The sequence below is a fragment of the Gemmatimonadaceae bacterium genome (assembly GCA_036496605.1).
Lineage (GTDB): Bacteria > Gemmatimonadota > Gemmatimonadetes > Gemmatimonadales > Gemmatimonadaceae > AG2.
This window is the reverse complement of record DASXKV010000048.1, coordinates 64,197-77,849: the sequence shown is the minus strand read 5'-3', so window position 1 is coordinate 77,849 and position 13,653 is coordinate 64,197. Positions and strand designations below refer to the sequence as shown.

The following is a 13,653-nucleotide window of genomic DNA, read 5'->3' as shown; positions in this document are numbered from 1 at the left end:
CGCTCGAAGCACAACTCGCTGGAGCGACGGATCCGTTACAGAACTCGTTTGCGGCACTGATGATCGGCTATGCTCGCGGCGACGCAATCGACATGACGGACACGCTGACGAGGTTTCGTGAGCACCTGACGTCAGTTCGTGCGACGCGGGGCCAGAGGCCAATAGCTGATTCCGGACGACGATGATGCCCTGCAGACATCGCCGCCTGACCAAGGTGCATGGCACGGTGCGCCATTCATTTGACGCTGCGATTCGAAGGCCGAGGCCAGAGGGAAGCAGAAACTTCCGAAGCGCGGCGGTAGCCCTTACATCAGCATCATCCTCGACAACCAGTACAGCATCCCGTTGACATCGGCTGCGCCGAGGCGCACGAAGACCGGCGTCCCGGCAATCTTCGAGCTGACGAGCCCTTGACCTCGCAGCCAATGCGGCACCGTCATCACCGAGATCTCGATCTTTCCGCCAAGCAGAAGGACGTCCACACCATGACTCAGTCCGGTGTACGGCCACTCGCCGCTTGGTGTCCAGGGATGAGTACTTGTATAACGCCACCAAAAATCCCACTCGTAGCCGATTCGACTCACGAGCGCCGATGGAAGCATGTCTCGCAACGGGAGCCAATCGGGGAAGCAGCCGGGAAAGCAGTTCTTGAGATCGAGTCGACCGCCGGCGATGACGCGCGTCGGATTGCCCTGCCCACCGTACTCGCCGACGTGACTGAAGTCGAGTCGGAGGGGAGCGGCGATCGCGAAGGGCAGCGTCCGCAGATGCTGGCGCACTTCCCAGCCGAGATCGACTGACCCTGCCTTACGAGTGTAGGTGATGGAGCTCGGCAGCAGCCACACCGGCCTCCAGGACCATGGCAGATAGGAAGGCAGCGAGATCGAGCCCATGTCGGTGCCGCGGCGATCGCGATCATTCGTGGAGTAATAGAAGAGGGACATGACGTCGGTGGCTTTCGCGCCCACGCCACCGCGCGGTGTGGTTTCCACCAGGCGGGCCAGAACTTGGCGCCCGAGAACGTCGAAGCTGCCTTCCGGATCCTCGACCATCTCGAGGAAGCGGCGCTCGACGGCACAGTGCATCGATACGCTCAACTCCGCCTTTGGGTCACAAGCCGCGGCGTCCGCTTCGCGGCGAAGCAACGACATCACCGAGCTATTCGCTCGCAACGCTTCGAACGCCGCCGTCATTCGATCGCGGCACATCTGTGCGCTGAGGAGATTCCGGTCTTCGCACTGCTCGTGCCCAGGTGCCAGCATCGCGCGACGGATTCCGTCGAGAATGAGGGAGTGTGTCGAGTCCGTGTGCGTTAGCGGGGACAGCTCGCCCTCGGACCAGACTTCGCCGCCGAATTCACTCGCGTAAAGGCCATTCATCAGTCGCTCGGCGACTGGGCCAATCGACACGACACGGGCGCGAAGCAGATCGCGCATGGAGGTTCGCACGCATTCCTGCAGATCCGCCGGCGCTGCTGCGGGGCATCGCGTATTTCGCGCCACTACTATGAATGCGTCGTACACGCCGACATAGAAGTCGTACTCTCGAAGCGGGCGACCGAGAAACGCGCCGAATCCGGCGAGCCATTCGCCCGCGATCGGATGAAAGCGTCCGGTCTCGCGTATGATCGGCAGCATCGATGTGTCCGACGCCGCGCCGTTAGCCGATGCGCTCACCGGGCGCATCGACTGGGGGGTCGCTTCACCAGTCAACACTGGACCGACCGCGAAGGCTTTCACGCCACGTTGGTCGACGTCACCGCTCGCGCTCGCGAGGCGCACGCTCGACATGAGCTCTCGGAATCTTTGGCTGCGGACAATGCTGTCCGAGCCAGGCGCGGCGACAAGCGCCGCCGGAATCGCCGAGTCCACGGATGCGACACCGCGCGCGTACTCGAGCTCGCGTTTCAGAGAATCGATGCGCATCGAGAACAGCGCGATCGCGGTGCGAGCTGTACGGGCATCGCTTTCGAGCGACGCATTGTCTCGCTCCAGGCTGTCGGCACGCCTTGTCTCTTCGGCTTTGCGATTGCTCAACTCCGCGAGCTGCTCGGCCAGCGCCTTCTTTGCGCGCTCGAGCATGAGCTCTCGTTGGCTGCCCGGCAGCATCCGGCTGGTGATTTGCAGCTCGTAGGCACGCGCTGTCGAGACAAGTTCCGGTGCAAGGACGATCAGCTCGTTCAGTCCGTCGGACACCAACGGATCACCTTTGCCAGCGCGCTGGCGCGTCCGCGGCGTCAGTGTTGTGGCGACCGGACCGAACCCCTGATGTCGCCTGTTCTCGGGAGCCAGATAGACGGCGATCGGTGGGCCATTCGGGTTTTTGCCGAGCGCGAACGCGAGTGCAAGAGGTGAATTGTCGAAAACACCACCATCGAGGAATTCTGTCTGATCCGCGCAGTCCTGCACCGCCGTTGCGCTGTTCGCGCACGGTTGACAGCTGTGCGACATTTTGCAAACGCTCAACGGCTTCGTCGCGAAGATCAGCGGATAGCCGCTCGACGCTTCCAGGACATCGAAGGCGCTTTCGATGGCGATGACGCTGTCTCCCCCTTGCAGCGCGATGACGCTGCCCATGTCGGGCTTGCCGACATCCTCTTTGCGCGCGCGGAGGTGTGGCGGCTGACCGTCCATCGCATCGCCGCTGACGTCGAACGTCGCTGCGTATCGTTGGGTGCGCGCGTAAATGGCGCCGATGGGGAACGAGTCGGCGCGGAGCCGAGTGATCGCGGCACCGAATGCCACGTTGCACGACGGCTTCCACTTCGCGTCCTTCCAGTAGTCGTTGACGAGCGCGGGGAAAATGTTGCGTCGAAAGTGCTCGCGTGCGAAAACGCCCTTCTCGCGCCGCCCAGTGTCGCTGCGCGGCAGCAACTGCTCGACACCGGTGTTCACCCAGGCGAGCCAGAATGACGAGGAATCCGGACGCGTCGTGAGCCGCCGGTCGCACCAGTCGCTCGCGGCAAGAAATGCGTTGATGCTTCCAGCCGACGAGCCAGTTGTCGCGGCAAGTCTGAACCAGGGTAGACAGCGTAACAAGGTCTCACCCGGATGCTCGCTCCCGAGCAGGGCGCCCTCGCCCTCCTGGAGTGCGGTGCGTCGCTTGAAGATCTCGAGGAAGGCCCACGTCATGCCGCCTTCGTAGACACCGAGGCTTCCGCCCCCCTGCACGGTGAGGACGACATTCTGTGGTTCGGTGGGGGCGCAGGTTGCGTCCGCCGACGGCAGCCGCGAGGTCTGTGCGCCGAGTTGCGTCGAGAGCATCGTGATCAACACGGCCGCCGGCCACGCGCGGACGGCGCGAGCGCAGTATTCAAACATTCTCATCATGACTCCTGACCCGTTTGCTCTTATCACGTGCGCTGGCGCCAAAACCCGACAGAGTCACCACCTCAATGCCAGAACGCCTCATGCTGCGTCGCACGAGGCGCCCTGGGTCAAAGCCGCTGCACTTACAGCTCGGCGAGCTCGGTCGTGCGCCGCGGCGGAAATGGAATCGGCCGGCCTGTGCTGCCGCAGAAGAACCCGCCATCCTCGTCGAAGAAGGCGACACTTCTGTCGGTGACGCGCACCTGAGCGTGACCGTCGGCGATCACGCCGGCGCCGGCCACGGCTTCGATACCTTCGGCAGCGTATCGATCGGCGAGGGAGCGTTCCTCGGCGCTGATCGGTCTGCCCTCACTCTGCGACACGCGCAGCAGTTGGCTAACGGCGCGGAACTTCTCGAGCGGCGGATCGGGGATGTGAGACGGAATCGGATAAAGCTTGCCGTCCTGAATCACGATTCCGAACTCGCTCTGGATGAGGATCATATAAAGCTCCGGGTAAAAGAGTGGCACCGCGTGCGCGGTGCTCACTCGTTAACACGGACGGACGGGGAAAAGGCCGACACGCCCCGTCTCCTCAGGAGTGGCCCGCCTCGACCTCGCAGCACCCTTCGAGGCAGCGGACCCACATCGTTTCGTCCTTGATGTCCCACCGCCACCTAACGACGCCCGGGATATGAAAGTTCAGCATATCCTCGTGACCCCGTCGCGAGACACAGTAATAACGAATGCTGGGCGGGGCGGCCGTCGCACCGGCGCCCGACAACGCGACGGAACCAGACCGGGAGACAATTTTCGACCACCATTTCCCCTGCAGCGTGTCGCCGGGAGTACACTGTGGCTTGTAGGTGACCGAGTCAGCGATACAGTCCTTCCGCTGATTACCCCAACAGAGAAAGACGCTGTCGGTCATTCGCGGAAAGCTGCTCTCTTGCAGGTTTAGCTTATTCATATATGTGGTGGTCAACGGAATGGCGACCGTCGCGACCGGTTTCCAGCTGCTCGCGAAGTGGGTCAATTGCGGATCACCACTCTCGTCGCCAAGGTCCGGCGCCGGTACGAGTGTACCGACGACCGTGCCAACATGGGGCGGACCCACGCTCGGTGGAATGAGAGGGAATGCGAGCGTCTGTTCGTCATACCAGCCCTTCACAGCGCGTACGCGGTCGTCGGGGGAAATGATCGTTGCGGCATGGGCCGACGATGGCGTGAACGCTGAGGCGCCAATGTCGCACCACGCCTTGCCGCAACCGATGCCCATGTGTTGTTCGTTCTTTTTGGAATCCCAATCCCAACGTGCGACGTCAGGAACATTCCCCCCGCTCTTTCCGAAGAATTGGCGATGCACTTCGAGCGCTTTTCCCTTGAGCGTATCCGTCCCCGCTGCTGAGCACTTCTTCTCGTCGACGCCGACGGGGACGACCTTCGCCTCGAGACCACTCGGGGTTCCGTACTTTGCGTACAAGAACAGGCAATTGAACTCTGGTTCGATTCCGAGCGTCGCATAGCCCTGGTTGAGCGCGTAGATCTCGCCGACGGGAAGCGGCCGTCCCGCCGCGAGAGCGACCGACGAATCAGCTGCTGTGATGAGAGTCGGAACCTCATCGAGACGCGAGGCAAACAGCGCCAAATCGTCGCGTGAGAAGATTGCAAACAGCGGTAAGTACGATGACGTGCCATTCCCATCGACCTTGATGAATTGCTGGCAGTCGTTGAACTCGGGCACGTTGGTGCGTCGTCGGGCGAGACTCAACTGCCCGGCGACGAAGCCAGCTATCTCGTACTTCTTTTGATTGAACCGCGGGGCCCAGTTGCCGCCTCTCGGACACTCGGGGAGGTCCACGAAGGCCTCGGTCGTCAGGACCGGTAAGTTCGATCGGTGGCACGCCCAGGCGCCGACCAACACCAACATCGTCGCGATGATGGCACGATCGATGGTCAACCACTTCCTACCTCGATGTCCCATGGTTCCTCCCAAGCGAGGGTCAATTTCGCGGGTTGCGACTGACGGGGTCTCTGCCCCCTTGGAGCTATCACGCGAGCCGCCGGCGAAACCCGACAGGCTTTACTTCGCCAGCCGTTTCATTTCTCGCACGACGCCTTGGAGCTCGCGGTCCGAGTCGCTCCACAGCGCGATCACCGCGCGCGCCCAGGTTGCTGCTTCCGCAGTACGACCCGCGCGGCTCGCGAGCTGGGCGCGCAACGCCATCGCTCGCACGAGCGCACCGACCGCCACGACGCTGTGCAGATTCTCGATACTGGAGCGGGCCTGGGCGTCGAGCGTGGGCGTGATCCACCCCAGCGCCGTTGGCGCGTCACCCATCGACGCCAGCAGCCAGGCTTCGGGATATAACGTCTCCAGCTTCAACTCTTCCGGCGCCGTCACCGTCCTCGCCGTGCGCAACGTGGAAAGCCGCTGGCGGATCATTACCGTGTCGCGATCGAGCCACGCGCTCTCTACCACCGCGAGAAAATCACCGCTCCGCGCGAGCTCACGCACTGCCGAGTCGTGATAGACTGGGAAAGCGATCGTTGCGGCGCGACGCATCCAGCGCGCCCGATCGCTGATGGTCGCCGTCTTCGCCGGCGCCGTCCACAGCGCACTGGCGAGCGCGCTTATACTGTCCGGCGGAGCGCCTAACGCCGCATACGCCTGAAGGGCGCGCACGGTGGCCTGAAGCTCCGCTGGAGCTCGCACTAGATCCTCTGCGCCCCGTGCATACCACGCGGCCCGGTGCACGCGTCCGGTGAGCGCCGCGAGGCTCGCCAGCGCCAGAGCCTGCGTCGAGTCTGTGACGCGATCGCCCGCGTCACGAATGAGGGTGTCGGCGAGGAGACGCGCCGCCGCGAGCCGGTGCGGGTCGTGAGGTACCGACCGCTTCACGAGCATCCAGACTTCTTCCGCACCGGTGCGCAAGCGAGCCGGGGCGTCGCCGGCTTCATCGGCCAGGCGGCGCGCGGCGCGTACCGAGTCCACCGCGGTGCTGTCCCCTGCCTCGTCCAGGGCCACCGCGACCGCCAACAGCGCGTCGGCGCTCGGCCGGAATGCCGCTCGCCAAGTCGTCGCGATGTCCAGAAAGACCTGCCGCTGATGCTCGGCGGCTTGACCGGAAGTCGCCGGTACGACCTCGACGCGTCCCTCCTCGAAGGCGCGCATCGGGTAGGGCACAAATGCCAGCGTGTCGCCGGCCTCGGACCACGCTGGATAAGCCAGGAATTGTCCGGTGTCGGGGCGCTGTGCCACGCCCAAACGGAGTTGCGTGCGCTGCGTGCGCAGGGTGCGCTTGAGACTCGAATACCAGCTCGAGCGGAATTCGCGATGGATCGCCGGGAGTATCTGGAAGGCGCGACGATAGGCGTCGGTGGCGTGATGATAGCTCGACCGAAAGCCCCATCCGCTCGGGCTTCGCGGGTCTCGCACGACGGTGCGATCGAAGTACTCGCAGCGCGCGACGCCGTACCAGGCCGCGAAGTCGCTCGCTCCAACGCGGGTCGTCGTTAGGCCGCGCCAAACGTTGCACGCTTTCAGCGAATCGAGCGCCGCCATCGCGGTGAGCGCGTCAGCGACACGACGATCGCGCGGCCCAAGCGTGACGCGGGCCGCCGACGCGCGGCGAGCGGCAAACTGCCACGTCGCGGGACTCATCTCGCGCCACGACCGGACCTGGGCCAGCCAGAGATAGGCAAGCGCGAAACGCTGATCGTAATTGATGGCACTCGTTAGGGCCGTGTCCGCCCGAGCGAGATCCCAACTCGCGATCGCCGCCTGGCTCCGTGCGTATGCCTGGAGCGCGGGCCGCGAACGCGTCGCCGAACGCAGCTCGGCGACCGTCGATTCGGCAATCCCTGGAAAGAGCAGTTGCACGGCCAACGCACCGAAGACGGAATCGCCACGCGCACGTCCGGCCCCACTCGTCGCGTTGGCGAGGGCGACGCCGGTGCGCGTATCGTACAAACCGAGACGAACGATCGAGCTGTCGCCCGCGCGCGTGATCTCGCCACGGATGTAGCGAGCGGCGCGTAGCGCGCGGCCGATATCGCGGGCAACGGTTGCCGTCAGGTGCGCCGTATCGTGATGGGCGAGCTCGTCGCGTGTCTCCAGTCGGTCGACGGCGTCCACGCCCTCCCAACGCTTGAGCGCGTCGCGAAGCCGGTCGTCCTCGCCGATCGGTGCCGTCACGATACCGCGGTGGGCGAAGGGCAGAACGACGACGCGCGACGTGTCCATCGCGCCGCCGGCGAGCGTCACCTCGGCGGCAGCTTGGCCAACGCTCGGAGCGGAGATCGCACGCCTAACGACCCACGACCCGCCAATGACGATCGCGGCGGCCGAGACGATCAGCGCGCTGGTCACTCGCCGAGGAGCGCGCCAGTACAGCCGCCGCCACGGCGTGATCGAGACTCCGTACTCGCGAGCGCACAGCTCGAGCACGCGCGCCAGGTCGGCGGCTGTTCGCGTCCGATCGGCCTTCACGATGCCGATCGCCGCCGCGACAGATGCCTCCAGCCTCGGCGAGACATCGCCGCGCATGTTGCGAAGTGGGCGGACGGAATCGACGCCTCGATGCCCTTCGCGTACCCGCGTCGCCGCGGCGGTTGGCTTCTCGCCCGCGATCATCTCATAGAGCACGCAGCCCAGACTATAGATGTCGGTCTGATTGTCGACCTCCTCGCCGGCGTCGCTCTGCTCGGGGCTCATGTACGCGGGCGTGCCTAGCCGAACCCCCGCATCCGTGAGTGGATCACCCCCTTCCCCTTCCCCTGCACTGGCGAGGGCGCGCGCGATGCCGAAGTCCGCGAGCATCGCCACGCCACTGGTCAGCAACAGATTCGACGGTTTGACGTCGCGGTGAATGACCTTCTTTCGGTGAGCGTAATCGAGCGCGCGGGCGACCTCGATTCCGATGCGGAGGGCTTCGGGAATTGGCAGCCGACCGGACGGCTCCCGCTCGAGCCGCGCGCGAAGCGTCTCCCCCTCGACGTAGGGCATCACGAAGAAGGCGCTGTCGTCGAATTCGCCCTTGTCGTACGCCAGGACGATGTTCGGATGATGCAACTTGCTCGTGAGGCGGATCTCTTCGTCGAATCGTTTTGCGTTCGTCGTTAGGTTACCGCGACGCATCAGCTTGACCGCCACCTGCGCATTGTTGAGCTTCACGTCGTTGGCCAAATAGACGATGGCCATGCCGCCGCGACCGATCTCGTGGTGAATCAAATACCGGTCGGCAAGCACCGTGTTCGGAGGCAGCGCCGATGGGAGCTGGTGGTCGAGCAGGTACGCGAACAATTCGGGCGCCGGGACGTCGACGCGCGGATCTGGGACCTCGCAATCGGCGATGAACCGCTCCAGCGCCGCCGCCAGCACCGGGTCGCGTGCGCGAGTCTCCGCGATGTAACTCGCGCGCTCTGCCGCCGGCAGCTCGAGTGCATGGTCGACGAGCGGCTCGAGGCGGAGCCATTCCTTCCTGTCTATTGGCGCCGGATCGGCGGGGCCCCGGAAGTCGTCGGTCATCGTCGGTCAGGAGGCTAAGGCGCGCCGAAGGAATGCACGCGCCTTCTGCCAATCGCGCTGCACCGTCCGAACATTCACGCCGTGCGCTTCGGCGATCTCCTCTTCGGAGTAGCCGGCGAAGTAGCGCAATTCCACGACGCGTGCGAGCCGGGCGTCGATGTCTTCGAGCTCGGCTAGCGCGTCGTTGATCTCGAGTAGCTCATTCGGCGATCGATTGTGCGGATGCTCCTCTTCATCGAGCGTGACGCGCACGCGTCCGCCGCCTCGCTTGTGAGCCAGCCGCGCCCGTGCCTTATCGATGAGAATTTGTCGCATCACGACCGAGGCAAGCGCGAGAAGATGCGATCGCACGTACGAGTGCCGGTCCGCTCGATCAACAAGGCGCAGATAGGCTTCGTTGACGAGGCCCGTCGTGGCCAGGGTCGTTTCAAAGGCTCTTACCCGACCGCGCAAGTGACGGTGCGCGATCAGGCGCAGCTCGTCATAGACCGCGGGCACTAGCTGCCCCAGGCTCTCGCGCGATTCGCTAGTCATCGCGCTGTCGTGATTCGGCACCCGTTTCCGTAATCCTCAAGAGGATCACTCCCGAACAGGGGGTCGGCGGGTAGGGAAAGCATCGCCGAGCAAGGGCGGTCAAACATGCGGCCCAGTTAGGGCACCGCGCAACCTGCGCGGGCGTCAAACCCACACCGAGGAACCCATGTCGCACGGTCGCGTGTTGCGTCTTGCCACGCTAACCATCGCCACCATATGGGTGTCATATGGTCGCGGCGCGCCCGACGAATCGATGGTCGTTCTTCGTGCCCAGATTGAATTGAGCGTTTGTGATGCACCAGATGCCGGCACGACCGACCCGGTCGCAGCGACGTTGGCGAACGACATCGAAGGCGAGTTGACCTGGCTCGATGGCCCGGGCCGCAACTTCGGGCGCGGCAACCGATACACGTACGACCTCTCGCTCGAGAGCGTTCACACGCTGGCCGATGTCGCCGACCTGCGCGTTTCAAAGTCCGGAAACGACGCTCTCTGCCTCCGTGAGCTGCGGCTCATCGTAAACCAGAAGCCCATCTTCGTGCGAACGTTTCCCGATGGAGTCTGGCTGAACGCTACGACGCGAAACGAGCTGCGCAGCACGCGCGCGGAACTGCGGACGAACGCTGCATGGCAGGCGTATACGTGGTCCCTTTCCGAGTGGATCGCATCGACGGGCGGGGCGATTGCGCGACCGGAGTTGGTGCAGCGTCTCCAAACCTGTGTCGCGAAGGCGATGCACGATCTCCAGGTAGCGTGGAAACCGGGAATGCCCGACGCGATCCACCTGCGGCGGCGCAATGATAGCACGATAAGCGCCACCGTCGCCCTTGTGCGGCCGAGAGAGCACTGGGTCGACGGCGAAATGGTGCTGGCGTTCGACCTCAGCTTGTGCACGGGCGGGCGCGCCGAGCCGACGATAACTGGCGTGGCGCTTCGCGACGCGACTCCCTGGTACGCATTCATGCCCAGCGGCAACCGTCCCGCGAGCGATCAGCAGACGCTAACCATGCTTCGCAGCCGGTTGACGCATTCGCGACCCCTCATGATGGCGGCTGGCCTCTGTCCTCACGTCGATGCAAATGCCAATATCATCTACTGACGCGCGTCGTCGAAACTCGGACGCGTGCAGCCTAGGAGCGAACCCATGACGCAATCCGTCGGAAACGCCCCGGAGTATTCGCCCTCGACATCGCGCCCCACAGATAAGAAAGAGCTGAACAAGCTGGTGGAGAGCGCGAGGGAAACCGAGAAGCCTCTCACGCTCGGTGATGTCCTTCGCGAAGAGTACGCCGCCATTGCGGGCGAGAATCCGCCGGCCAGCGACGATCTGGGAAACATCATCGAGCAGATCCACGGCCGGCGGCACGCGGCAGTGTGTCTTTCGGGTGGAGGCATTCGAAGTGCCACATTCAATCTGGGGATGCTGCAGGCACTCGCGAAGCGCAGATTCCTGCAGCGATTTCATTACCTGTCCACGGTATCGGGCGGCGGCTACATCGGCTCGTGGCTCAGCAGCTGGATCGCTCGCGGAGGATTCAAGGAGGCGTGTGAGTGCCTCGCCTTCGGCCGTGACACCGGTGCAAAGGGTCCGCTGCACCCGATCGACAACGAGCCCGAGCCGATTCACCACCTGCGCTCCTTCAGTCGATATCTGAGCCCGCGCGTCGGCCTGTTCTCGGCGGACACCTGGACCCTCGCCGCCGCCTACATTCGCAATCTCTTACTCACCTGGCTCGTGCTGCTTCCGGCACTTGCCGCGATGGCGACGATTCCTCTCATTGCGGTCTCGACGACGCTGTGGATCGAACGCAATGCGAGCAGTGCACCGCATTGGGGGTTGATGACGATCGTCCTGGTCGGCGTAGCACTCGCTGTGCAGGCGGTACGATACGTTCATGGCCACCGGCCTCGAAACCCCGAGGGAGACGATGCCGCAAAGGCAACGTCTTCTACGAAATCGAATCAGCGGAATTTCCTCCTGCTTGGTCTTGCGCCGTTCGTCTGCGCCGGTATTTGCCTAACGACATCCTGGCTCTGGATCGCGCACCTCGACGCCGCGTCCCTTCTCCAATCGTTCGCGGCCATTCCTCGCTGGATCCCGCTGCCGCGATTCAGTGCGCAGCCGAGCGACCCATCCATGCACTGGTCGTTCGAGCTGCCGATGATGTATCTGGGCATGTTCGTTCACGTCGCGGGCTGGGCGTCCTCAGGCCGAGTCTTCAGGCGCTCGGCGCGAATAGCGGCCATTCTCGAATTTTTCGTCGTCCTGCTCACGGGTGCGGCGTGTGGGTTTGCCCTCGGGTGGGCAGCGTGGACCTCGGACCCATGGTCGAGCACTTCCGAGAACATCGAGCCGTACACGGTGTTCGCGCTTCCCGCCTTTGCCGCGATGCTGCTCTTTTTCGGCGACCTTCACCTTGGTGCGGTGAGCATTCTTCCGCGCCGCTCGGCAGACGCTGAGCGCGAGTGGGGTGCCCGATTCAACGCGTGGGTGCTCATCGTCTCTTCCGCCTGGATAGTCGCGAGCACTCTTACGGTCCTCGTACCGTCGTACATCGATGGCGTAACCGGTACATGGCTTCGCTGGTCGTCGCTCGGCACGTATGCGCTTGGCGCGGTCGCATCGTGGTTGGGCTTCGCCTCGAAAACGGGGTCGACCTCGGGAAGTGCGGGCGCTGGCGTCGCGAAGACATTGAAGTCGCTGTCGCCGAGTCTCGCGCTCGCCCTGGCGACGACGGGATTCTGCCTTCTGCTGCCAATCGTCCTCGCGGAAGCAGGTCTCTGGTTGATTCGTGCGGTCGGCTGCGCTGCCTCGAGTTGCTCGTTTCGCGAGACGCTCGCGGTTTCCCCACTTCTCATCGTTGAGCTAGCGGTCAAGCTCCTCTTCGTCTCACTGATCGCTGGCTTCTTCATCGACATGAACAAGTTCTCATTGCACGGCCTCTATCGCATTCGTCTCATCCGAGCCTACCTCGGCGCTTCACGAAAGGAGAGCGAGCGTGATGTGAATCCGTTCACCGGATTCGACATGCGTGACAACATGCTCATGCGAGATCTCCGCCCGAAGCGAGACGAGGACACGTCCGGAAGAGCCGATTGCGACGACTCGGCCCTGGCTCGGTCCTCGGAACACCGCCCTCTGCACATCGTGAACGTTGCCCTCAATCTCGTGCACGGAGCGGAGCTGGCTTGGCAGGATCGCAAGGCCGAGTCATTTACGATCTCACCGCTTCATGCCGGCAACTGTCGCCTCGGCTACCGCCGCACCAGTCCGAGCAAGGAACAGCGCGAGCTCGAGGTCGCGCTGGCCGGGCCGGCCGGCGCAGGTTTGTGGCAATGGAGAAAGCGCCGTTACTCGCCCCGATACTATGGTGGCGAATGCGGCGTGTCGTTAGGTACGGCGATGGCGATCTCGGGTGCCGCGGCTAGCCCGAACATGGGCTATCACTCGTCGGCAACCGTGACGTTCCTCATGACCCTGTTCAACGCGCGTCTTGGCTGGTGGCTCGGGAATCCGCGAGCAGCGGGCAACGGTGTGTACTACCGGCACGCTCCACGTGTGAGCCTGCTTACGCTGTGGAGTGAGCTATTCGGTCTCACCGATGCGAATCACAAGTACGTGTACCTTTCCGACGGTGGCCACTTCGATAATCTCGGATTGTACGAAATGGTTCTCCGTCGGTGTCGGTTCATCATCGTGAGCGACGCCAGCGCCGACAAAGAGTGCAATCTCGCCGATCTCGGCCACGCGATTCGCGCGATTCGCGCCGACATGCAGATCCCCATCGAGTTCGACTACAACGACTTCAAGATTCAGAAGCGCTCAATCGATGGCAAGGTCGTTGCCGATGGCGCGTACTGGGCAACGGCACGCATTCGCTACTCGGCCGTGGATAGGCGTGCGGGACTGAGCGATGACGAAGCAAAGCGGGAGTACGATGGCGTGCTGCTGTACGTGAAGCCAAGCTTCTACGGCAAGGAGCCGCGCGACGTATACAATTACGCAATCGAGAGCCCGAGCTTCCCGCACGAATCGACAGCCGATCAGTTCTTCGGCGAGTCGCAGTTCGAGAGCTACCGCGCACTCGGCGAGTACATCGGTGACATCATATGTCAGGATCCGAAACTGGACGTAGAGGCACTCTTCAAACCCAGAGCGCCTGTCCGGACGGACGCAATCCCCGCGGGGGGACGGCCGGCATAGCCGCCGCGCGCGGCGACAACCGCCTCAAAGTCAGCTGCTGCGGTGATCCACAAGCCGTTAGGCATGCACGAGCGTCGG

The 13,653-nt window shown here is 63.7% G+C and carries 7 protein-coding genes; 2 read left to right on the top strand and 5 right to left on the bottom strand.

Annotation, left to right across the window (positions count from 1 at the left end; genetic code table 11):
• Positions 1 to 305: 305 nt before the first annotated feature.
• From VGH98_18320 to VGH98_18300, 5 genes are all read right to left on the bottom strand, one after another.
• Entirely contained in the window at positions 306 to 3,329 is a 3,024-nt protein-coding gene (locus VGH98_18320) for a patatin-like phospholipase family protein (GenBank protein ID HEY2377935.1), read from the bottom strand.
• A gap of 122 nt (positions 3,330 to 3,451) precedes the next feature.
• Positions 3,452 to 3,811: a hypothetical protein gene (locus VGH98_18315; protein HEY2377934.1), complete on the bottom strand. Its 360-nt coding sequence runs from the start codon at positions 3,809 to 3,811 to the stop codon at positions 3,452 to 3,454.
• A gap of 91 nt (positions 3,812 to 3,902) precedes the next feature.
• Positions 3,903 to 5,267 carry a hypothetical protein gene (locus VGH98_18310; protein ID HEY2377933.1) on the bottom strand — a complete coding sequence of 455 codons (1,365 nt, stop codon included), beginning with the start codon at positions 5,265 to 5,267 and terminating at the stop codon, positions 3,903 to 3,905.
• 123 nt (positions 5,268 to 5,390) lie between these two features.
• Positions 5,391 to 8,837, bottom strand: a complete 3,447-nt coding sequence (locus VGH98_18305) for a serine/threonine-protein kinase (protein ID HEY2377932.1) — start codon at positions 8,835 to 8,837, stop codon at positions 5,391 to 5,393.
• Positions 8,838 to 8,843: 6 nt separating this feature from the next.
• Entirely contained in the window at positions 8,844 to 9,371 is a 528-nt protein-coding gene (locus tag VGH98_18300) for an ECF-type sigma factor (protein HEY2377931.1), read from the bottom strand.
• A gap of 166 nt (positions 9,372 to 9,537) precedes the next feature.
• Here VGH98_18300 and VGH98_18295 point away from each other — a divergent pair, with 166 nt between their 5' ends.
• Entirely contained in the window at positions 9,538 to 10,470 is a 933-nt protein-coding gene (locus VGH98_18295; protein ID HEY2377930.1) for a hypothetical protein, read from the top strand.
• 45 nt (positions 10,471 to 10,515) lie between these two features.
• Complete coding sequence (locus VGH98_18290) at positions 10,516 to 13,575, top strand: patatin-like phospholipase family protein (protein ID HEY2377929.1); 3,060 nt, start codon at positions 10,516 to 10,518, stop codon at positions 13,573 to 13,575.
• The last annotated feature ends 78 nt before the right edge of the window (positions 13,576 to 13,653 follow it).

Excerpts from the sequence above, each read along its gene's own strand:
- VGH98_18320 (HEY2377935.1), bottom strand. The coding sequence starts at position 3,329 with ATGATGAGAATGTTTGAATACTGCGCTCGCGCCGTCCGCGCGTGGCCG.
- VGH98_18315 (HEY2377934.1), bottom strand. The coding sequence starts at position 3,811 with ATGATCCTCATCCAGAGCGAGTTCGGAATCGTGATTCAGGACGGCAAG.
- VGH98_18305 (HEY2377932.1), bottom strand. The coding sequence starts at position 8,837 with ATGACCGACGACTTCCGGGGCCCCGCCGATCCGGCGCCAATAGACAGG.
- VGH98_18300 (HEY2377931.1), bottom strand. The coding sequence starts at position 9,371 with ATGACTAGCGAATCGCGCGAGAGCCTGGGGCAGCTAGTGCCCGCGGTC.
- VGH98_18295 (HEY2377930.1), top strand. The coding sequence starts at position 9,538 with ATGTCGCACGGTCGCGTGTTGCGTCTTGCCACGCTAACCATCGCCACC.
- VGH98_18290 (HEY2377929.1), top strand. The coding sequence starts at position 10,516 with ATGACGCAATCCGTCGGAAACGCCCCGGAGTATTCGCCCTCGACATCG.